This window comes from Armatimonadota bacterium, assembly GCA_023511795.1.
Taxonomy (GTDB): domain Bacteria; phylum Armatimonadota; class UBA5829; order DTJY01; family DTJY01; genus JAIMAU01.
On sequence record JAIMAU010000002.1, the window covers coordinates 229,859 to 251,164 of the forward strand.

General features: G+C 48.2%; 17 protein-coding genes. 4 read left to right on the forward strand and 13 right to left on the reverse strand.

What is annotated here, in order from left to right; genetic code table 11:
• On the reverse strand, positions 1 to 2,526 hold the full coding sequence (locus K6T99_03840; protein MCL6518937.1) for a TIGR03960 family B12-binding radical SAM protein: 2,526 nt from the start codon (positions 2,524 to 2,526) through the stop codon (positions 1 to 3).
• A 240-nt stretch (positions 2,527 to 2,766) separates the two neighbouring features.
• On the opposite strand from K6T99_03840, the gene K6T99_03845 reads away from it, so the two are divergent.
• Together K6T99_03845 and K6T99_03850 are read left to right on the forward strand one after the other, a co-directional pair.
• Positions 2,767 to 3,942, forward strand: a complete 1,176-nt coding sequence (locus K6T99_03845) for a family 10 glycosylhydrolase (GenBank protein MCL6518938.1) — start codon at positions 2,767 to 2,769, stop codon at positions 3,940 to 3,942.
• Positions 3,924 to 5,060 (forward strand): beta-lactamase family protein, encoded by a 1,137-nt coding sequence (locus K6T99_03850; GenBank protein MCL6518939.1) that lies wholly within the window; start codon positions 3,924 to 3,926, stop codon positions 5,058 to 5,060. Before K6T99_03845 ends, K6T99_03850 begins: the two co-directional genes overlap by 19 nt.
• On the opposite strand, the gene dnaN is transcribed toward K6T99_03850, so the two are convergent.
• The 11 genes from dnaN to larE form a co-directional block, all read right to left on the reverse strand.
• A complete protein-coding gene (gene dnaN / locus K6T99_03855) occupies positions 5,061 to 6,161 on the reverse strand; it encodes a DNA polymerase III subunit beta (protein MCL6518940.1) in 1,101 nt (366 codons plus the stop codon). It lies immediately after the preceding gene.
• 260 nt (positions 6,162 to 6,421) lie between these two features.
• Positions 6,422 to 7,255 carry an FAD/NAD(P)-binding protein gene (locus tag K6T99_03860; protein ID MCL6518941.1) on the reverse strand — a complete coding sequence of 278 codons (834 nt, stop codon included), beginning with the start codon at positions 7,253 to 7,255 and terminating at the stop codon, positions 6,422 to 6,424.
• A gap of 47 nt (positions 7,256 to 7,302) precedes the next feature.
• On the reverse strand, positions 7,303 to 8,331 hold the full coding sequence (locus tag K6T99_03865) for a 4Fe-4S dicluster domain-containing protein (GenBank protein ID MCL6518942.1): 1,029 nt from the start codon (positions 8,329 to 8,331) through the stop codon (positions 7,303 to 7,305).
• Between the two features lie 31 nt (positions 8,332 to 8,362).
• On the reverse strand, positions 8,363 to 9,298 hold the full coding sequence (locus tag K6T99_03870; GenBank protein ID MCL6518943.1) for a 4Fe-4S dicluster domain-containing protein: 936 nt from the start codon (positions 9,296 to 9,298) through the stop codon (positions 8,363 to 8,365).
• A gap of 24 nt (positions 9,299 to 9,322) precedes the next feature.
• Positions 9,323 to 9,781, reverse strand: coding sequence for a hydrogenase iron-sulfur subunit (locus K6T99_03875; GenBank protein MCL6518944.1), 459 nt, complete (start codon positions 9,779 to 9,781; stop codon positions 9,323 to 9,325).
• A gap of 68 nt (positions 9,782 to 9,849) precedes the next feature.
• Entirely contained in the window at positions 9,850 to 11,832 is a 1,983-nt protein-coding gene (locus tag K6T99_03880; GenBank protein MCL6518945.1) for a CoB--CoM heterodisulfide reductase iron-sulfur subunit A family protein, read from the reverse strand.
• Position 11,833: 1 nt separating this feature from the next.
• The gene (locus K6T99_03885; GenBank protein MCL6518946.1) at positions 11,834 to 12,700 is read right to left on the reverse strand and encodes a CoB--CoM heterodisulfide reductase iron-sulfur subunit B family protein; all 867 of its coding nucleotides are present in this window, start codon (positions 12,698 to 12,700) and stop codon (positions 11,834 to 11,836) included.
• A 50-nt stretch (positions 12,701 to 12,750) separates the two neighbouring features.
• Positions 12,751 to 13,290, reverse strand: a complete 540-nt coding sequence (locus K6T99_03890; GenBank protein ID MCL6518947.1) for a 4Fe-4S dicluster domain-containing protein — start codon at positions 13,288 to 13,290, stop codon at positions 12,751 to 12,753.
• 733 nt (positions 13,291 to 14,023) lie between these two features.
• Entirely contained in the window at positions 14,024 to 15,214 is a 1,191-nt protein-coding gene (gene larC, locus K6T99_03895) for a nickel pincer cofactor biosynthesis protein LarC (protein MCL6518948.1), read from the reverse strand.
• 22 nt (positions 15,215 to 15,236) lie between these two features.
• Positions 15,237 to 15,992, reverse strand: a complete 756-nt coding sequence (gene larB / locus K6T99_03900; GenBank protein ID MCL6518949.1) for a nickel pincer cofactor biosynthesis protein LarB — start codon at positions 15,990 to 15,992, stop codon at positions 15,237 to 15,239.
• A 54-nt stretch (positions 15,993 to 16,046) separates the two neighbouring features.
• On the reverse strand, positions 16,047 to 16,877 hold the full coding sequence (gene larE, locus K6T99_03905; GenBank protein MCL6518950.1) for an ATP-dependent sacrificial sulfur transferase LarE: 831 nt from the start codon (positions 16,875 to 16,877) through the stop codon (positions 16,047 to 16,049).
• 181 nt (positions 16,878 to 17,058) lie between these two features.
• Here larE and K6T99_03910 point away from each other — a divergent pair, with 181 nt between their 5' ends.
• Positions 17,059 to 17,295 carry a hypothetical protein gene (locus K6T99_03910; protein MCL6518951.1) on the forward strand — a complete coding sequence of 79 codons (237 nt, stop codon included), beginning with the start codon at positions 17,059 to 17,061 and terminating at the stop codon, positions 17,293 to 17,295.
• A gap of 85 nt (positions 17,296 to 17,380) precedes the next feature.
• Here K6T99_03910 and K6T99_03915 read toward each other — a convergent pair whose 3' ends face one another.
• Positions 17,381 to 19,099: an NFACT family protein gene (locus K6T99_03915; GenBank protein ID MCL6518952.1), complete on the reverse strand. Its 1,719-nt coding sequence runs from the start codon at positions 19,097 to 19,099 to the stop codon at positions 17,381 to 17,383.
• 37 nt (positions 19,100 to 19,136) lie between these two features.
• On the opposite strand from K6T99_03915, the gene K6T99_03920 reads away from it, so the two are divergent.
• Positions 19,137 to 21,224, forward strand: a complete 2,088-nt coding sequence (locus tag K6T99_03920) for a beta-galactosidase (GenBank protein ID MCL6518953.1) — start codon at positions 19,137 to 19,139, stop codon at positions 21,222 to 21,224.
• Positions 21,225 to 21,306 lie beyond the last annotated feature (82 nt).

Genomic DNA, 21,306 nt, shown 5'->3' on the forward strand with positions numbered 1-21,306 from the left:
TCACCTCCTTTCATCTTCGGTTGTTTGTTTTATCCTGTGGATGCGTTTTGCTTCTAGGCTGGGGAAGAAAAGGCGAGCCGCTTCCAAAAAGTCACGCGGGCCTGCTCCCCCCGAACCGTTTGTTTTAAGTGTGACTTCGAACTCGATAAGTTTTTGTGAACATTCTATCACATTCACAGAAAGGATGTATGGACGTATATCTATTTCCTTACTCTTATCGGCTCGGATGCGAGAAATTCTAAGTTCTGAGCAAGAGAGCATTTTTTCAAGCAATTTTTTTGCTACGGCCGAGTCTAAAGCTTCCTGGCATTCGGCAGTGATTCGAAAGACGGAAACATTTAGCCCAGCAAGCAGGGACTTTGCTTCCTTTTGCACTTGTTCTACTGAAAATATCTGCAGTCCTGGGGGAAGCTGGGAGTTCAGCTTCTCCTGGATTTCCTTAACTGATTCTGGGCAGGTGAGTTCAATGATGATTCTTTCGTCGTCGCTGGTAGTGCCGACGCCTATTGCGGTTCCAAATGACATTCTAGGGCGTGGGTTAAATCCAGCTGTGTAAGCTAAATGAATTCTCGCTCTTCGCAAAGCTTTCTCAAAGGTTCTGAGCATGTCGAGATGCCCTAGGTATTTGACGCTTTCACCCTTACGTAGTTGGAGCATGACAAGATGGCGGGACAGCGGTGTATGTTGGGAAATTGTTGGCTGCTGCTCGGCGTCCATCATTTGAAGTTTGTCGTTCGGCAGTTCCTCATGCTCTTGTTTCGTGTTTTGCGAGGCAGGACATCCCCCGCTGATTAGGGCCACTCCGCACCCAGCACAGCCTTCCTCGCGGCAATCGGGTGTGACGATTCCTCTATTGGCACGTTTATCTTCGTTGATTAGGAATTGCTTGCTAATCCCGCAGTCAATGTGATCCCAAGGAAGCGGCTCGGAATAGTCCCTAGGCCGATTTGCATAGGATGCTGGGGTTATGCCAGCAGCAGAGAATGCGCTTAGCCACTTTTCATAGTCAAAATACTCATCCCAGGCGTCAAACTTGCATCCATTTTTCCAAGCATGGTAGATGGCTTCCCCAACTTTCCTGTCACCTCGGGAGAGAATTCCCTCAAGAGCACTGATTCGAGCGTCGTGCCAACTGAGTTGAATGGCTTTATCTTTAATTGCACTTCGGAGAAGCGACTGCTTCCGTTGTAGCTCTTCGACCGTATCTTGCGGCCGCCACTGAAATGGCGTGTGCGGTTTCGGCACGAAGGATGAGACGCTCACGTTTACTGTCGGTCGAATTCTCATCTTTTTGGCGACCTGGGAAACCTTTTCGGCTAACTGTGCAATTCCTAGAACATCTTCATCAGTTTCTGTAGGGAGGCCTATCATAAAATATAGCTTGATGGTTCGCCAGCCATACCTAAAAGCTGCCTCCACAGCGCTGAGAAGATCTTCCTCTGTAACGTTCTTGTTGATTACATCCCTAAGCCGTTGCGTGCCAGCTTCTGGTGCGAGCGTTAACCCTGACTTCCGCACCTTCTGAATCTCCGATGCCAGCTCGACGCACGAAGCATCGGCTCTAATTGAAGGGAGTGAGACTCCAATTTTTTCGGGTTCATACTTTTCGATTAGTTTGTGAACTAGACCTTCGATGCCGGTGTAGTCTGCAGTAGAGAGGGACAGCAGACCTATTTCATCGTAGCCGGCGTGGGCATTCAAACACTCTGCCAGCTTGAGGATTCTTTCTTGGGGCCGCTCTCTAACAGGCCGGTAGATCATCCCAGCTTGGCAGAACCGACAGCCGCGAGAGCATCCGCGCATAACCTCGATTGGCAGGCGGTCGTGTACTGTTTCGATGAATGGAATTATGGGACGCTCAAGATATTCTGCGGTATCGAGGTCTTTAACAAGCCGCTTCCTGACCGGGTGTTGTCCAAGAGCTGGCACATACACACCAGAAATTTCTGCAAGCTTCTCAAGCAGTGCTTTTCTGGTGAGTGAGCGATTAAGCTTGAATACCTCGACTAGCTCGTGGATGATTTCCTCTCCCTCCCCGATTACGAAAGCATCCACAAACTCCGCCATAGGTTCGGGATTACACGCACAGCATCCACCTGCGATTATAAGAGGGTGGCTTTCGTTTCGCTCTGCAGAGCGAATTGGTATTCCAATTAGGTCGAGCATATTTAAAACATTAGTATATGTGAGCTCATAGCTGAGGGAGAAACCGATGATATCGAATTCGCAAGCCGGCGTATGGCTTTCTAGAGTAAAGAGAGGAAGCCTGCATCTTCTCATTTCCGCTTCCATATCAGGCCAAGGTGCAAATATGCGCTCGGCAGCAGTATCGTGCCTCCGGTTTAGGATCTCATATATTATCCTCAAACCGAGGTTCGACATCCCTATTTCGTAGACATCGGGAAAGGCTAGCGCAAATTTAACGTCCACGCTGTTTAAGTCTTTAATTACAGCGTTAAATTCGCCGCCAATATATCTTGCAGGTTTTGCTACTTTCGATAACACATTATCCAGCAGTTCGAGCATGTCTCATCAGCGCCTAGGAAGCAGGCAAGAAAAAAGCTGGCACCCCCGATATTTCGGGAGGCCAGCACGCACAGGATTGCTCCGGTTTTAAAATACTACCATAAAATAATGGAAATGTCAATTTTAATTAATTGACATGGCATCTTTTGGAAAGTAAAATATCTGGAGAGACATCGGCCGTTGGCTAGAAGACAAGGCGGTGTTTAGGTATTGAGATTTATGATTATTTTGGCGGTCGTAATGACCGCGGTACTACAAGCGGAGGTAGCAGCTTTGGGTAGCGACGCTAAGAACGCCAGGGCGGAAGCCAGGGCAATATGGGTAGTTCGGTTTGACACAACCTCACCGGAAAAGATTCGAAATGCAGTTTCCTATGCAAAGAAAAACAACATTAACGTACTAATCGTACAGGTTCGGGGTCGAGGAGACGCATTCTACAAGTCTCGCTATGAGCCCCGAGCGGAAGCTCTTGAGGGGCAACCTGAGGATTTTGACCCACTTCAAATGTACATCGAGGAATGCCGCAAGGCTGGCATTCAAATTCATGCTTGGTTGAATACTCACTACACTTGGAGCTCGAGTACGCCGCCAAAATCGCCAGAACACATCGTAAACAAGCATCCTGAGTGGTTGATGAGAAATGCGGAAAATAAGATTACCCTTGGGCCTGCTGGACAAGCTGAGGGAGCATATACGTGCCCGAGCAATCCAGAAGTCAAGGAGCATATACGCAACTGCTTTCTCGATGTGGTAGAAAACTACGACGTAGACGGCATCAATTTTGACTATGTGCGCTATCCAAGTGGGGATTATTGCTACTGCGATGGTTGTCTAAGCCGGTTCAAAGAATGGATGGACAAGGAACTTCCCGCCGATAAGATTGAAGCGCTCTCGTCGATGAAGGATAGATTGGCATATGTGCAGGCGTTCCCAAAAAAGTGGGATGATTTCAGGCGCAAGCAAATCACTGATTTGGTTGGCCAAATTTATCGTAGGGCACACGAGATTAAGCCTAATATTATAGTCTCCGCTGACGTATTTCCCGATTACGTTGATGCATTCAACAACCGCTTCCAAGATTGGAAACTTTGGATGAAAATGGGCATAATGGATCTACTTTGCCCGATGAACTACACGCCGAATTTCGACAGCTGGGTTAAATACGCAAAGGATGCCGTGGAAAATGCTAGCGGTCGGCATGTATATTTGGGCATTGGCGCATGGCAGACCGATGTTGAGGGGTCAATCCAAAGAATATTGAAAGCCAGGGAACTTGGCGCACAAGGAGTTAGCTTTTTTGCTTATAGTTCGGTTACAAAGGACGGCACGGACGACGAATATCTTGCAAAGATTAAAGACACGGTTTACCAAGAACCGGCGCAAGTTCCAGTAATAGAATGGCTTATACAAAAATGACTTTAGATTTTGCTAATCCTGCTGGTATTGGCCTCGACACCCAGAGATTGGAAGCTGCTAAGGAGCTGCTTTTTCGGGGGCTTGAAAACGGAGAGTATACTTGCGCCGTATGGCTTGTAGCTCGGCATGGAAAAGTTGCAGTGTGGGAGGCAATAGGGCGCCTGGGGGATGAAGAAAATGACCCACCTGCTAAACCTGACTCCATTTTCGATATGGCATCGGTGACTAAGCCAGTCGCCACTGCTACCTCTTTGATGATACTTGTGGAACGCGGAGCACTGCATTTAAACCAACCGGTCACTGACTTCTTCCCGAACAGAAAGCTCCCACACCTTTCGGGTGTTACCGTCAAACATCTGGCGACCCACACCTCGGGTCTTCCGGCATGGCGTGATCTTTTTTCGGAGGACGGGACACGTGAGGGAGCGATTGAAAGGCTTCTGCAAACCCCTCTTGAAAACCAGCCTGGGAAGAAGCATGTCTATAGCTGTTTGGGCTATATCACTCTGGGTTTGGTAATAGAGCAGGCGGCGGGTATGCCTTTGAAGGAGTTTGCTCGCAAAAATATTTTTGAGCCTCTTGGAATGGTAGATAGCTGTTTTAATCCGCCAGCTGAAAAGTCGGGTCGTATTGCTCGGACCGCAAATAGTCGGGGACGTGACCGAGTCCTCTGCGGCGAAGTCCACGATGAGAATGCACATGCGATGCAGGGGAACAGTGGGAATGCGGGGCTGTTTTCAACGGCTTCTGATATCGCCACTTATGCCCAGATGCTCATCAACGGTGGTTGGGTTCGGCAATCGGACAAGCAGGAAGAGGCAAGGATACTATGCCCTCTGAGTGTGCGGAAGATGTTGACTAATCAAATTAACCCCGAAATTAGTGGGCAGTCAATTGGATTCTTTACGCCGCCGAACGAGATGACTCCATGCGGAGATTTGTTCTCTGAGCGTTGTGCAGGGCATACAGGATTCACAGGAACGTCGCTCCTGATAGATCCAGAGTATGATATGTTTGTCATCCTTCTAACGAATAGGGTCTATAAGAAGCGTGAGGCTCCTGACTTTCTGCGCCGGAGGCGCTTGTTCCATAATATTATCGCCTCGGCGGTTCGATGATTACATTATCTGCATCGGCATGACGACATAGATATAATCTTCCTTGCCCACTTGTCGTAAGAGGCCCGGTTCAAGCGGTCCATTTAACTCAAAGCTGACACCTTCAGTGTCGAGCGCACTGAGGAAATCTATTAGATATTTCGCATTGAAAGCGATTTCGATATCATCGCCTTCTTTCACAATTTCGATTTCCTCGTATGCTTTTCCCACGTCGCCGCTTTCTGCTGTGACCATTAGCTTGTCGCCTTCTGTCTTGAGAATCACACGGTTGGCATTCTCGCGTGCTACTATGGATGCGCGGCGTATGCGGCTGAGGAGACCTTCAGCTGGCATGGTAAGTTTTCTTTGGCACGCCGTTGGTATAACGCGTTCGTAATTCGGAAACTGCCCCTCTATAAGCCTGGATACCATAGTGACATCGCCAACTGTGAACTTAATTTGGCTTTCTGAGATGGCAACCTTCACTGGAGTGTCTTCTTCCCCAAGCATTCGGCCAAGCTCATTTAGCGCCCGGCCCGGAATAATGCAGCTTGTTTCCCCTTTTGCATTTGCCACGGGTGATGTGCGGATTGCTAGTCTATGACTATCGGTAGCAGCTAGGCGAATTTCATCACCCTTAAGCACGAGCAGAACGCCGGTCAATATTGCTCGTGATTCATCAGGCGAGACGGCGAATATCGTTTGTTTTATCATGTTGCGCAGGGCTGCTTGTGTAATCTCAAAACTTTGGTCGTCGGGCACGTCAGGAAGGGCGGGGAACTCCTCAGGTGGAAGGCCCAATATTGTGTAGTCGGACTTTTCGCACTTCAGGTTTACTGAATTGTTTTCGTCAACAGATAGAACCACATCCAAGTCAGGCAGGGTGGCGAGAACTTCCGCCAGCACTCTTGCAGGGACCGTGAGGGCTCCTTCTGTTTCGATGGTCGCTGGAATAACAGATTGCATACCAAGTTCAAGGTCGAAAGCAACGAGCCGCAGGTGGCCATCCTCGCTTTTAATCAGAACATTGTTTAAGATTGGGAGCGCACTACGCCCAGCTATTGCCCTGCTTACGGTCTGAACACCCTCGTAGAAGTCCTTTCTGGCGCAAATCGCTTTCATGCGTTTCCCCTCCGCGTGAAGATTGCTTTAGTCTGGCCAAACCGTCTCTTTTTCGGCCACAAGCCACATCAGTATATCACAAGTGTATCGAGGAGGCAATACTAAGTTTCTATGTTACCGCTAGCCAGTTGAACAATCCAGTGTTGCAAGTTGTTTAAATGTTGCTACTTGGCAATCGGGATACTGTGCCGGCGTTGGCGCGTGGTGAAGCATTCTGGTGGCGTTTGCTTTGAAGCGCGGATAGTTGCATTGCTACTTAATTAGTACTCGGGCGGGAGTTCTTTCAACTGAGCATAAGAGAACACTGGCCCGTCAACGCAAACATATTTAGGGCCGATATTGCATCGTCCACACTTGCCGATGCCACATTTCATCTTCATCTCAAGCGTTGTCCAGATTTGGTTGTCTTCAAACCCAAGTTCTTTGAGGTTTTGCAAGGTGAACTTGATCATAATCGGTGGCCCGCAAGTTATGGCAATGGCATTCTTCGGAGATGGCTTAAGGTCCATGACATATGCTGGCACAAAACCGACATTCTTGTTCCATCTTTCCTCTTCCTTGTCGATTGTAAGGAAGAGCTCGGTATTAGGTGAATTCTGCCATTCGTCAAACTCGTATGTGAAGCAAAGGTCGCCCGATGATCTTGCGCCATAAATAATGTTTACTTTGCCGTAATCTTTGCGGTTGTCGAGGCAAAAATTCAAGAGCGAACGGAGGGGAGCCATACCAATTCCACCCCCAATAAACCAAAGGTCTTTGCCCTTGAACTCCTCATATGGAAACCAATTGCCAAGCGGCGCACGGATGCCGATGGTTGCTCCTTCATCAATTTCATGGAGCGCAGAGGTTACGCTCCCAATTTTCTTTACGGAAAACTCGACGAACCCCTTTCGTGTTGGCGATGAGGTTAGGCAAAATGGCGCCTCGCCGACTCCAAAAACAGAGACCTCTTGGAACTGGCCGGGCTCATAGGTAAAGCTCTCACGGAGCTCCTCGTCCTTAAAGACTGCCCGAAAAGTTTTAGTATCCCAGGTCTCGGTGATTATCTTTTCAATTGTCGCCAGTTTTGGAATATAAGGGTTTTCGATTCTCATCGTTTCTTTTTCAACGTTTGAAGCTGTATTTTCGATATTTGGTGTTGTCATTTTGCTACCGCCGTCTTTTCAAGCTCTTCCAGCACCCTGCGAATGTCAATATTCACAGGGCAAGCGGCAATACATCGGCCGCATCCTACGCAGCCGAGCATGCAATACCGCTCTTGCGAGTACTTGAATTTGTGAAAAACGCGCTGTCTAGTTCGTTCCTTCCTTGTCTCCCTGGGGTTATGACCTGATGCCATTAGCGTAAATTTTTCAAACTGGCATGTGTCCCAGCAGCGGTACCGGCTGCCTTTTTTTAATTTTGGGTGCTCTTGGATGTCGAAGCAGTGGCATGTTGGGCATAAAAATGCGCATGCACCACAGCTTAGGCATTTCTTCGCAAGCTCTGTCCATACTGGATGGTCCCAGTCGTATGAAAGGCATGCTGTTTCATGTTCCGCGCGCTTCGGCAGTCGTTCAAGTGCCTTTTGTCGTATTTCTTCATTTGCTACCTTGTCATTTTCATCTGCTGGTCGAAAGTTTCCAAGTCCAATAAGTTCTTCTCCCTTGGGTGTTAGAGGTTCTGCATAGTACCTGTTGCCTAAATCAGTAAGATATACATCCATTGCAACGGGATTTGTAAGGAAATCACCGACCTCGGTGCAGAAACAGCTCCATGCTGGCTTATTGCAGAACAAGCCAACAAGGTAGGTTTTTTCACGCCGCATAAAGTATGCGGTGTCGATAGGTTCGACATTGGAGTATACTGCGCCAACATAGAGTAGCGTAGCGGCATCGCAAGCCCTTGCACCGAAAATCACGCGGTGTCTTTCTTCATTTTCTGGAGGGATGACTTCCGCTGATAAATCTTCGAGCTTGTAGTCGAAGAGCGTCTCGGTTGGAGGCGTAAAGTGCTCACGGAGGGACTTCGCGGGTCCTACCATTCCCTCGATTGTCATTTCGGAGAGCCCCGACACCTGCCGGAACACTACTACGCCGTCTTCAGTTACCGGGGCAATGACTTCGTATTGTTTGACCAGTGCGTCTATCCATGTAGCAAGATCTTGTTTTGATATGACTTTAGCTTCCACAGCTTACTCCTCAAAAGTGCGGGCTTAGTAATTATTCCGAGCATGGGTCTGGGTCGTTTTTCAAATCGAACGTTCCTAGGGTCGGCGGTGCTTCGGGATTGGTTCCTGCTTCCTCGCCGAACATCTCGCGGACTTCTTTGCGCATCTTCTGATTGAGGCGCATAAGGGGTATCCCCATTGGGCAGACGCGTTCGCACTCGCCGCACGCAATACATCGACCTGCGGTGTGCATTGCTCGCGAGAAATGGAAGAACCAATTCGACTCGACATCTGTTGACCTCAGTACCCAAAGCTGGCAGGGCTTATCGGTAAAGCATTCTTTGCAATAGCAGCCCGGACAGACAGAACGGCAGGCATAGCACCTAATGCATCGGGCAAACTGCCTTGCCCAGTATGCGCGGCGTTCTTTGGGTAGCATTTTCTCTAACTCTTCGATGTCAGCGTACTTGCTTCGTATTGGGTGTCTCTCAATCGGCTCGCCGAACTTTTTATCTGCTATTGGTGATTCGGCAAGCTCACAGGACAGGCATTTGCTGGCAAAAGCTTTCTCTGATGGGATAATTGTTTCACCAGCGTTTGTTTTTATTGCGATGCCACTCTGGTGCCATTCGACCGACTTCACGTCTGCAAGGTCTATTTCCGCCAAAGCGTCTAAATTTAGCACGCCAGGGCATGACATCGCGAGAATAACCACATCATCTCGCTCAATCTGATTCTCTCGAATCAACTCGATGATTGACCGGGCATCGCAGGGCTTGACGACAATTGCCGCCTTGCCTTGCCTGCATGCATCTCTTAAGTATACGGTGAGATTATTCACGCATGTTGGATTCCATATGAGTTTATGAGCATCTTCGGGCTTTTCAATAAAAATCGGTGTACTCTTGAACGGAGCACTTCCCTGCCCATAGCCGATGACTACTTTTACCTCACCGCTTTCCAGAAGCTCTTTTGCTTTTTGTCTCAATTGCTCTTCCATAGTCACCAAAACCTATCTGGCTCCCACGCCCATGAACGGTCCTACTTTGCGTACTTGTTCGGTGAATTGCTCTACTACTTCGGCGAATTTTTGACCTTCTGCGGCCGAAATCCAGTCAAAGTGAAACCTCTCGGGTTCTATCCCCATATATTCCAACATCTGCTTAAGTAGCATAATTCGTCGTCGGGCGAAATAGTTGCCTTTTGCGTAATGGCAGTCGCCTGGATGGCACCCCGAAACGAGGACGCCATCAAATCCACGTTCGAATGCTTTAATGATAAGCTGGGGGTTAACACGACCTGAGCAAGGAACGCGCACGACGCGGATGTTTGGCGGATACTTTAGTCGGCTAGAACCTGCTAGGTCTGCCCCGGCGTATGTACACCAATTGCACAAGAAACCGATTATTCGCGGCTCCCATATTTCCTTTTCTTGTCGTGTTTCCTCAGCTTTAAGGTTGTTGGTTTTCACTTCTGTCGTCACTTAGCTTGTCCCCCACGATTCCTCCGAAATTTCAGCGCCACAGCCCTAATCCTAATTTACTCTATATACGCTAGAGCGTCCACCTCTGCGAGTAACTGGTTGTCCTTGAACCCTCTCAGCTGGAGCGATGCCGACCGGCAGGCTGCTACGCATGTTCCGCATCCGTGGCAAAGGCCTTCGTTTACAGAAGCGACGACCTTTAGCGAGTTGCCCTGTTTATCGTAGATTGTCTTGGGTTCGATGGCATTAAATGGACAGACTTCCTTGCAAATTAGGCAGCCTACGCATGTGTCCTCGTTGACCTCAGCCACTGTTGGCTCGGAGAGGAGGTAATCCTTCGAGAAAAGCCCTATTACTTTCGAGGCGGCTCCTGAGGCTTGTGCTACGGAGTCTGGGATGTCCTTAGGGTATTGGCATGCGCCAGCTAAGAATATACCGGATGTCAAGACTTCAACGGGGCGGAGCTTTGGATGTGCCTCGCTGAACCAATTGTATTCGTCAGTTGTGATGCCAAGTTTTCGTGCAAGTTCTTTTGCATCTGACTGCGGCTCCATTGCGGCAGCGAGAACTACGAGGTCGGCTTCAATTTCAACTGGCTTTCCAAGCAGTGTGTCGGCCCCGCGGACGATTAACTTTCCGTCGCCAGTTTCAAATATTCTTGAAACGCGGCCCCGAATATAAGTCGCCCCATATTTTTCGATTGCTCGACGAACAAACTCTTCGTATCCTTTGCCATTAGCCCGAATATCCATGTAGAAAACGTATGCTTGGGCGTTGGGATACTTTTCTTTCAAAAGGAGAGCATGCTTTGCGTTGTACATGCAACAGACTTTTGAGCAGTACGGGTAACCGTGCTCATCGTCGCGCGAACCCACGCAGGAAAGAAAAACTACCTTTTCTGGCGCTTTGTGGTCGGAGGGCCTCACTAGCTTGCCTTCTGTCGGGCCTGATGCGTTAATCAACCGTTCAAATTGAAGGCTTGAAATGACATCCGGGTACTTCCCATAGCCATAGTTCCCGTAGGCAGAGTGGTCCCATAGTTTGAAGCCGGTAGCAACTACAATTGCGCCAAATTTCTCGGTAATTATTTCGTCTTGTTGGTCATAGGCGATGGCGCCAGAAGGGCAGAGCTTCTCGCATGCCCTGCACTTACCCTCGGTAAACCAGCGGCACTTCTCGCGGTCAATGACCGGTACATTCGGGACTGCCTGCGGGAATGGGACGTATATCGCTCGTCTCTGTCCGAGTCCTTCGTCGAACTCAGAAGGTAGCCTAACTGGACACTTTTCGTAGCAGATGCCGCATCCAGTGCATTTTGTCATGTCTACGCTTCGTGCTCTTTTTCGGATTTTGACTTCGAAATTGCCGACAAAGCCCGAGACCTCTTCGATTTCCGAGTAAGTAAGAATTTTGATATTTGGATGGGATGCACAGTCAACCATTTTGGGCGTCAGTATGCAAGCGGCGCAGTCAAGCGTAGGGAACGTCTTGTCGTACTGCGCCATACGACCACCTATGCTTGGCGTCCGCTCAACGAGCGTAACCTTGTGCCCAGCATCAGCAATGTCAAGCGCCGCTTGGATGCCTGCTACTCCTCCACCGATAACAAGGGCGTGCTTTGTGATTGGAATTTTTTGCTCGAAGAGCGGTTCGTTTCTCGCCGCCTTCGCTACAGCCATGGCTGTAAGGTCAATCGCTTTTTTAGTAGCAGCTTCCTTGTCGTCGTGCACCCATGAGCATTGCTCGCGGATGTTCGCCATTTCGAGCATATATGGATTTAAGCCTGCCTCGCTTATACACCGCTGAAATGTTGGCTCGTGAAGCCGTGGCGAACATGATGCGACAACAACCTTATCGAGCCTGTGTTCCTTGATTGCTTCTTTGATTAAGTTTTGGCCTGGTTCTGAGCACATATATTTGTAATGCGTAGCGTAGACGACCGAGGGCATCTTCGACGCCGCTTCGGCTACCTTCTCCACATCTACTGTTTTAGCTATGTTTGATCCACACCAGCAGACGAAAACTCCTACTCGTGCCATTTTAACCTCTCACACCGGTGGTCAGAACTTGCTCGGGGCTGACCATTAACTTGTCTAAGCCGAGCGATGTGCCAGGAAGCCCGAATGCTATCCCCATTAACTGCGTGAAGTAGAACGCAGGGAGCCCGTATTTCTCGCCATATGCTTTCTCCACGTCAGACTGCCGAAGGTCTAGGTTCGACTGGCAGAGAGGGCATGCTGTCGCCAGACAATTTGCCCCTGCGCGCTTTGCCATTGAGAGGATATCATGCGTTAGCTTTAAAACAACCTCCGTCTTTGAGATCGAAAGGCCTGCGCCACAGCACTCTGTCTTATAGGGCCACTTTACCACTTCAGCTCCTAGGGCAGTAATTAGATTGTCGAGCGACTGTGGGTCTTCTGGGTCATCAAATTCCGTCGTCTCTGGCGGCCTAACTAGAAGACAACCATAATATGGCGCGACCTTTAAATTCTCCAGCAGACGCTTCACGTGTTCGCGGATGGTCTCAGTGCCGATTTCGTTAATGACAGCTAAAAGTGGAAGGACTTTTACTTTGCCTGAGTATGGCATCCCGATTAAATCACTCATTCGTGCTAGGAGCTCTGGGTTTTCGTTGACTGCGACGTTTGAGGACTTCATTCGGTTGAAACATGCTGCACATGGTGCAATTACATCGAGGCCCATCGTCTCGGCGATTGCTAAGTTGCGAAGGGGTAGTGCAATGCTTAAGTCGCGGTTTAAGGCATGTGCCGAAGTTGCACCACAGCAGTTCCAATCTGGTATTTCCACTAACTCTATTCCGAGCTGTTTGCATACAGCTAAGGTCGAGAGATTATAATCTCTTGCAGTCGAATGCAATGAACAGCCCGGGTAATACGCATATCTCATCTTTATAGTACTCCTGCTGCTATAAAAGTAGTAAGCAGTCGAAAATAAGCTTATTTTCCAAAAGTTTTATTGAATATCTTCTTTATATCACTTCGTCCTTTTAGGAACTCTGGGATAAGTGCCAATTTCCCTTTTAGGAACATTCGTGCGCCAAGAAGCAAGTCCGAAAACAGGTTTCCGCTTCTTAACTTGTATTCAGCAAGCATGGTAATCTCGTGCACCCTGCCCATGCGTTCTACGGAGTCCAGGAAGGTTTTGTGGAATGTGCTGATAGATGGCTCACTGGGTTTGATTTTCCTTGCAACTGCTGTCTCGCGCAGAGCGTCCATTACCTTTGCAAGCTCAATCCCGCGGGGGCAACGCGTTGTGCAAGTCTCACAACCAACGCAGAGCCATATCATCCTGGACCTGAGGACAGGTTCTTCTAGCCCGACCTGAACCATTCGCGTGACTTGATTTGGCATAATATCAGCAGTAAAGGCTACTGGGCATCCGGCAGTGCATTCTCCACACTGGTAGCACGAAATCACCGGCTGGCCGCTCAGCGCAGTTATCTCGTCGCAGAACTTCTTCTCGCCTGTGAGACGTATTCTATCCTCGGCAATAGCTTGCAATTCTAACCTCCAAAAAGACTTGGGGAGTTCAGGATTTATTAGAGCCTAAACCCCTATCCGAATTACTGTTCCCAAGCCAATCATGTGCTCCAGCTTTTGGAATTGTTCTGCAGAGAAACACCAACTCTGGGTAGTAAGAGCTACACCTTTAGGACACGATGAGGGCTATATAGATACAAGGTTAAGACATTCTTTGTTCGCCTGGCAACCAACTTATCCAGTGCCCCCAGTGTCTATTTTGCAAGGTAGTTGGTGCCCAACAGATTCGACATGCCAAATCTTGATAATCTATTTTTGATTGAACAACACATTATAACGTTTTCATGGACGTGTTTGCAAGCAACAGACGTTGCTGACTTTTTATCTGCCGCCAATCTAATTTTAATGGATTAACCTTAATCCATTCTTAAAAGAATCGTAAGCCTAAATAAAAAGTTATTTAAGTTTGATTGGGTTTTAATGCGAAGGCTTTGGCAATTTTGCGATTATGAGAGGCGACAGTGGAGTTTGGGAAGAGAGGCATGAGGGAGATTTACCTAGGCTGATAAGTGGCGTTTGGCAGTTATTTTTGTGAGCCACGGTTCGTCTTTCGAATACATTGCTTATTCTTGTAAATATCCCTGACAATGCTTGGTTTAAGAATCGCTTCTTCAGTCTCAATGCCAAAAATGGGTGGTTTGTTTGCCTTTGGTTATGGGCGAAGTTGTCATTATTTGGAAGCGTCCTTTTTAGTCTTTGCTCGGTAGACAGCTATGGCTTCATCATATACCTGTCGCACTGGAACTGAATGTGCCTCCGCAGCTTTTCGGCAATCTTCGTATTCAGGCGAGGCTACAATCTCGGTGTCGTCAGTCATGCCGACCTTAATGCGAATGTCGCCGAATCGTGTTGTTGCCGTCTCCCACTTCCTATTGAGGCATCGCCGCTTGGCGTCCGAAATTCGAATGCCAAATGTTGTTGTTTCTGCTAGCATAACTTGTGCTACAATGTCTTTCCTATCGGTCGGGCAAATTGCGCTGAGTAGGGTTCCGGGGCGGCTTTTTTTCATGATGATTGGCGTTAGAAATACATCAAGCGCTCCTGCTTGGAACAGCCTTTCAAAAATGAGCTCATAAAACTCGGGGTTCATATCGTCAATATTTGTTTCTATTATCGAGACATATTCTGTAGGAGAAAGCGCTTCTTGTGAAGGATTGCCTATTAGCACACGCAACACATTTGGGAATTGGAACTCAGCTTTGCCCGCTCCATAGCCTATGGATTGAATGCTCATAGAAGGCATGCCACCAAATTCGGACGCAAACGTGGAGATCAAAGCAGCTCCTGTGGGTGTAACGAGCTCTCCCTCAATGCCGGCATCATATATTGGTATGTTTTTTACTAGCTCGACAGTTGCAGGAGCGGGCAGCGGTATTCTGCCATGCGCAACTTCGACAAAGCCGCGACCCATCGGAAGCGGAGATCCAATGACTTTCTCGATGCCAAGGAGCTCGATTAGAATACAAGCGCTGACTATGTCTACTATTGCGTCGATTGCTCCGACTTCGTGGAAATGCACTTCCTCTGGACTAGTGCCGTGAACTAATGCCTCAGCTTCAGCCAACCGCCTAAAAATAGCCAAAGCTTTCTCTTTGACTGATTCTGAGAGGCCGCTTGATATTATGATGTCGGAAACATCTTTTAGCCTGCGGTGGTGATGGTCTTCGGATGTCAAGACTTCGACATTCGTTGCCCGAATGCCCTTTTTGTTTATTTTTGAAATTTTGAGTTCAAACTCGATTTCGGGGAGCTTAGCAAGCTCCTCTCGGAACTCAGCCTCATTGGCACCGCAGTCGAGCAAGGCTCCAAGCGTCATGTCGCCGCTAATTCCGGCAAAGCAGTCAAAATAGGCAATTCGCATGAGGCTTCTCCGTTTTGTTTGGTTATTTATTCACTAAATGTGCAAAGTAGCCTGCGCCAAACCCGTTGTCGATGTTCACGACAGCTACGCCTTCTGCACATGTGTTGAGCATCGAAAGAAGCGCCGCTAAGCCAGCAAAGCTTGCGCCATATCCAATGCTTGTTGGTACAGCTATAACTGGTTTGCTAACCAAGCCTCCAACGACGCTTGCAAGTGCTCCTTCCATTCCCGCGACAACAATAATGACATTAGCGTTGTCGAGTTTTTCCTTTTGGTTTAGAAGTCTATGCAAGCCAGCGACACCGATGTCATAGATGCGCTCGACCCTGCTTCCCATTGCTTCGGCGGTAATGGCTGCCTCCTCGGCAACTGGGATATCTGCTGTTCCGGCGGAGACCACCAAAATATAGTTTTCGCTACTGACGGCTTGGGGTTTGTCTTCTTTGCTCCTTACTATTATCATTCGCGCGGCTTCGTGATAAATAGCATGAGGAATCTCACGCTTTACGGCTTCATATGCAGCTATATCCGCCCGAGTTGCCAAAACAGTTGGGTTTATCGCAGCTAGACGTTTAATAATTTCAACAATCTGTTGGGGGGTCTTCCCTTGGCAAAATACTACCTCTGGGAAGCCGGTACGGATGCTACGATGGTGATCTATTTTGCAGTAGCCGAGGTCCTCGTATGGCAGGTTACGCAGTTTGGATACTGCTTCGTCAACCGTTATTTCGCCTGATTGCAAAGCGTTCAGTATTTCTCGCAGGGAATTGATGTCCATTTTTGAGTTAATGGGAGCTTGGAATCATAAGATCTTATTAATCGCCAATAGTTATTAACTAGTTTTGGCTTTTGTATTCAAAGCTTCATTCATGCTTCCAGTGCGGTAGCCTTCAAGGTCAACGGCTACGTATAGGTATCCAACCTTTTTGAGTTCCTCAACCACCTTAGGCCGAATTTTAGAATCCAGCAACTTTGGTAGCTCTTCCATCTCGACCTCAATTCGCGCGATGGTATCATGGTGCCTAACCCTAACCTGTCGGAAGCCTAGACCTTTGAGTGCTGTTTCTGCTTTGTCGACCTTCTGTAGGGCTTCTGCAGTGATTTGTACTCCATAGGGAATTCTTGAGGCTAGGCAGGCGAGAGATGGCTTATCCCACGTCGGCAAGCCTAGCTCGCGAGAGATCTCGCGAATATCCGCCTTTGTAAGGCCTGCTTCCTGAAGTGGTGCGCGTATATCCATTTCTGATGCAGCTTTTGCTCCAGGACGGTAATCTTTTAGGTCGTCAACGTTTGCACCATGGGCTACCCATTTGAGACCCGCCCCCGCCGCGACCTGTTTGAGCTTAGCGAATAGTTCCCTTTTGCAATAGTAACACCTTTCAGGGGTATTTATTGCGAAAGAAGGGTTATCGAGCTCATGGGTGCGAATCTTAATCACGCGAGCGCCGAGTGCGATTGCTGTTTTCTCCGCTTGCTCTATCTCGTCGGCCGGGTAGGTCTCGGAAGTCGCTATCACGGCAACTACCCGATCTCCGAGCACATCGAGGCTAGCCTTTAGGAGTAGTGTGCTATCCACTCCGCCAGAATAGGCTACCAGGATGCTATTCATTTTTCCAATAATATCTTTGAGTTTATCGTATTTGGTGTCCATATCGAAAAACATTATTTAAAAACGAATGAAGCCAGCTCGGAAGTAGTATAATTATCATTGTAGAAAAAGTCAAACTCAGCAATGCATCTACAGGCGCGCATCATGCGAAGGAATAACTCCATAGTGTATTTAATGTTTTATGTGGGCGCTTGTTGGTATTTATGACGAGCCTTGATTGAAAGGGGGCAATGGTATGCCTGCTGAGGATGTGCAAATGACTCGGCTGGTACAGCGAGAAATTGGACGCCGATATATAGATTCCAGACAGCTGGATGTTAGAGTGATTCATGGCGTGGTCTATATTCGTGGTATTGTTAGGAAAATACGCGGTCATGATGTAAGTTTGGAAGCCGAAATGGAGATTATCCGCAGGATTCTTCGCTCCAAGCCTGGCATTAGAGATGTAATCATGGATGTAACTTACAGGTAGCCGAGGTTTCAGACCGAAAGAGCTTTGAACATAATAAACGCTGTTTTAGTTGTGCACGTTGTTTAGATACCATTATGGGTAATTTCTATGGGTTCGGAGTCACGAAAATTGTTTTTTCTCGTTGGTAGATGGCCATCCCTGACGGTGCATTTTTGGGTTTTCGAACGTGTTTCCTGAGCGTGTAATCAACGGGTACTAGCGACGAGTGTTTGGAGTCACTATGCTGAGCCGCGATTTCGGCAGCGGCGTGCAAGACTGCTGGTGGAACTGCTTCAGGATGTCCTTTTGTTCGTATAATGACATGGGCGCTCGGTGCGGCTTTGACGTGAACCCAGTAATCATTTGGAGACGCTAGCCTTGTAAGCAAATAGTCATTCGCTTCGCTATTTTGGCCGTATAATATTTCCCAGCCGTCTGAGACGACCTTTCCAATCTTGTAGCCCTCGAACTCTGGCTTTCGCTTCTCGGCTGGTGCCTGCTCTTGCTTGCTCAGGTGTATTCCGCTAGTCTCAAGGGTTTCGTGAAGTTGCTGAATTTGTTCGATTGATGTAATCAGATTTGCAGAGTCGAGCACTTTTCTTAGCAGTTTAATTTCGGTACTTATTTCGGCAAAGCGGTCCTTCATCGCTTCTATACCCGTGAGCATTTTTCGATATTTTTTGAAATAAGCTTCCGCATTCTCGATAGCGCTAAGGGCTGGGTCAAGCTCTACCCTAATCACTGAGCCAGAAGGGTCATAATAATCCACCAACTCGACGTATTCTGCCCCATTAGGAATGGTGGCTGCTTGGGCAAGTATTAAGTCGCCGATTTGTTTGAAGCGCTCTGGCGCTTCGAATTCAGCCAAGTTTTCCTGAATTGAAGCAATTGCATGTTCCCTAGAATCTATTTCTTTTTGCACAAGGCTTATGAAGTTTTCCTTTGCTCGTTCAAGGGCTATTCGCGGCAAAGCGCTGGTGTAGTAAATGTCTGCAACTCCGCTTACCGTCGGTCGCTGATGTTGATTAGCCGCTGTGTGTTGGACGCTTGGGAATGGATAAAAACCAATCGTATGCCCGGCGTTGTCAGTGATTATCACAGGAGAAAAATCGGCCCGCTTTACCCGGTCGAAAAATTCGGTGAATACATCTGGAAGCTGATTTACGTTGTCATGGCTTCTGGCGGCGAGTTCACGTGCGGCAAAGGGACTTATCCCGGTAAACGTTTTCGAAAGCCAGGAGGCAATTTCTGTTTGGTCAGCTGTGCTTGATGGGAAGGTATCGTTGAGCAGCTTGGCGAACTCATCTTTCGTGACGGACAGAGGATTGGTCTTGTTTTGTGGTGGAGGAGGTACGTATTGCCTGCCGGGGAGTACCTCGCGATAGCGATTCTTTTGGTGCCCAATGGGCTTGATTACGCCAAGTATACGATAAGAATCATTTATTAGAACAATATTGCTATGTTTTCCCATGATTTCAACAACCATTGTTAGTCGTTCGCCATCATAAGCTGTGAATTTAAGGCGGAGTATGCGGTCGAAATCCGCCTGTTCCGCTCCAACGAACCGTGCGCCTTCGAGGCGCTTGCGAAGAAGCATGCAGAAATTCGGAGGTGTCTTGGGGTTTGGGCGTCTAACTGAAGTTAAGTGAATGCGTGGATGCTCGGCGTTGGCAGAAATTAGCAGGCTATAGTTCGCTCCGCTACTCCTGATGACAATAACAATGTCAAGCGGTTCCGGCTGTCGAATCTCGGATATACGGCCGTTAGCTAGATATCTATTTAATTCCGCCGCGACAGCGGCTAAAATTACGCTATCGAAATTCACTTCAATATAAATTATATCATAACTCAGAGGGGTGAAAATGTTTCCTTACGGAGCACAATATTATCGAACTCCCAACCCGCCTGAGAGCGAATGGGAAAAAGACTTTCGCGTAATGGCTGAGCACGGTTTCACGATTGCGAAGATATGGGCGATGTGGAACTGGATGCATACGTCTGATGACACCTTTGATTTCTCACATTTCGACCGTCTTTTTGAGCTGGCTGAAAAGCATAACATCAAGCTTATCATCAATACTATTTTAGAGAATGCGCCGTATTGGCTAATTGAGCGTCATAGAGATGCACTTTACGTTGCTTCAGATGGCCAAGTATTTGAGCCTATTGCGCGGTCAAATACTCCAGGAGGCGGTTGGCCGGGTCTCTGCTTTGATAACGAGCCAGTGCGTGAGATGGCGGAAAAATTCCTCGTGGAAGTGGCTAAGCGGTACTTGGACCACCCAAACCTTTGGGGATATGACGTTTGGAACGAGGTATTTTTCGAACCTCTAAACCATCCTGGTTTTGAGGGGAGATTCTTTTGTTATTGCAGCGGCACAAAGGCGCGTTTTATCGAATGGCTCAAGGCGCGCTATGGCACGGTTGAGGAGCTGAATAAGGTTTGGTACCGTCGTTACTCTGATTGGAGCCAAGTTTACCCACCTAGGTATTGGGGTTCATATCCTGATTGGCTTGACTGGCTTAAGTTCCGGTTGGAAAACCAACGAAACCTTATGCGCTGGCGCATTAGGGTATTTCGCTCGGTTGACCAAAAACACCCGCTGACTAGCCATGGGATTGCTTATACTTTGCAGGGTATGCCTACTCATTTAACAAATGATTTCGACATTGCGCCGGAGGTTGACCAGTGGGGGCTTTCTGCATTTCCTATGTGGGCAAATCTGCACTCGAGTGATTTTTTCCGAATGCTTGATTTGGTGCGTTCTGCCTCGGCGGCAAGTGGGAAGCAATTCTGGCAGAACGAACTTCAGGGCGGTCAGAGCGGAAATGGTCTTGCAAGGAGCCGAACCCCTAGGGCTGAAGACACAACAATCTGGAACTGGACAGCTTTCATGTGTGGGGCAAAAGGACTAATGTATTGGCAGTGGCGGCCCGAGCTTCTTGGCCCTGAGTCGCCAGGTTTTGGCTTGTGCAGATTGGATGGAACGCCCAGCGACCGAACCGAAGCGGCGGCGTGGTTTGCAAGTTTCATGAACTCAGATGCTCGGCTCGCGGAAGCCAAGCCAATTAAAGGTGAAGTAGCCATTCTCGTTCTGCCAGAATCGCAACTATTTTGCTTTGTTGCAGATGGCAAAACAGACCACTATGCGCATTCAGTCTTTGGAATTTATCGGGCGCTTTGGAACGTAAACCTTCAAGTTGACTTTTGCACAATCGAGCATATGGGTGAATATCCGCTAGTCTTCTTGCCATTTCCACTGATGATTGAAAAAGCTCATGCAGAGATGCTGAAGAAATACGTTGCCGAAGGTGGAGTTTTAGTCTCGGATGCGGCTCCAGGCCACTTTACCGACCATGGTTATACTTGCATGCGCATTCCTGGGATGGGCCTAGATGAAGTCTTTGGCGCGGTAGAAGATGAAATGGAGTATGTTCCGACTCTAATGCAGGGCGGAGCGGCTCCTCCATCCATTGTTTGGGACAGCATGAGGATCAACTGTTCGGTATATCAGGAGAAGCTCATTCCGACAACCGGAGAGGTTGTCGCCCGATACGAAGATGGAACAGTGGCAGTTGTAGACAACTTGTTTGGCAAAGGAAAGGCTAGATTGATTGGCACATTCCCTGGGGCTACTTATTACCGTACTCTTGACCATGAGCCTGAATTACTTATCCGTGATGCCCTTCGGTATGCAGGAGTAAGACCTTTAATTCAGCCTCTTGATACATTTGTCAAAGCGCGAATCCAGCGAGGTCCTTCGGGCGATTTTCTTTGGGTGCTCAACACTAACTATCAAACCATTGACACCGAAATAACGCTCCTTCCGAGCCTTGGCGACTACTCGCATGCTGAGGACCTTATTACTAGCGAAGTGCTTCCCATCCGCCGTGGCGTGCTTCGTATTAGGCTTGGCGCTCTCAAGGGCACTGTATTACGACTGGAGTAGGTATGATTTATTTGACACTTGGTGTTCTCCATGTTAGAATCTCTTACCAATTCAACATTCGGTAACGCCATTGGACCTCGAA

Coding starts and splice junctions, on each gene's coding strand:
- K6T99_03845 (MCL6518938.1), top strand. CDS start 2,767: ATGACCGCGGTACTACAAGCGGAGGTAGCAGCTTTGGGTAGCGACGCT.
- K6T99_03920 (MCL6518953.1), top strand. CDS start 19,137: ATGTTTCCTTACGGAGCACAATATTATCGAACTCCCAACCCGCCTGAG.
- larB (MCL6518949.1), bottom strand. CDS start 15,992: ATGGACATCAATTCCCTGCGAGAAATACTGAACGCTTTGCAATCAGGC.
- K6T99_03880 (MCL6518945.1), bottom strand. CDS start 11,832: ATGGCACGAGTAGGAGTTTTCGTCTGCTGGTGTGGATCAAACATAGCT.
- dnaN (MCL6518940.1), bottom strand. CDS start 6,161: ATGAAAGCGATTTGCGCCAGAAAGGACTTCTACGAGGGTGTTCAGACC.
- K6T99_03910 (MCL6518951.1), top strand. CDS start 17,059: ATGCCTGCTGAGGATGTGCAAATGACTCGGCTGGTACAGCGAGAAATT.
- K6T99_03840 (MCL6518937.1), bottom strand. CDS start 2,526: ATGCTCGAACTGCTGGATAATGTGTTATCGAAAGTAGCAAAACCTGCA.
- larE (MCL6518950.1), bottom strand. CDS start 16,877: ATGTTTTTCGATATGGACACCAAATACGATAAACTCAAAGATATTATT.
- larC (MCL6518948.1), bottom strand. CDS start 15,214: ATGCGAATTGCCTATTTTGACTGCTTTGCCGGAATTAGCGGCGACATG.
- K6T99_03885 (MCL6518946.1), bottom strand. CDS start 12,700: ATGAGATATGCGTATTACCCGGGCTGTTCATTGCATTCGACTGCAAGA.
- K6T99_03860 (MCL6518941.1), bottom strand. CDS start 7,255: ATGAGAATCGAAAACCCTTATATTCCAAAACTGGCGACAATTGAAAAG.
- K6T99_03850 (MCL6518939.1), top strand. CDS start 3,924: ATGGCTTATACAAAAATGACTTTAGATTTTGCTAATCCTGCTGGTATT.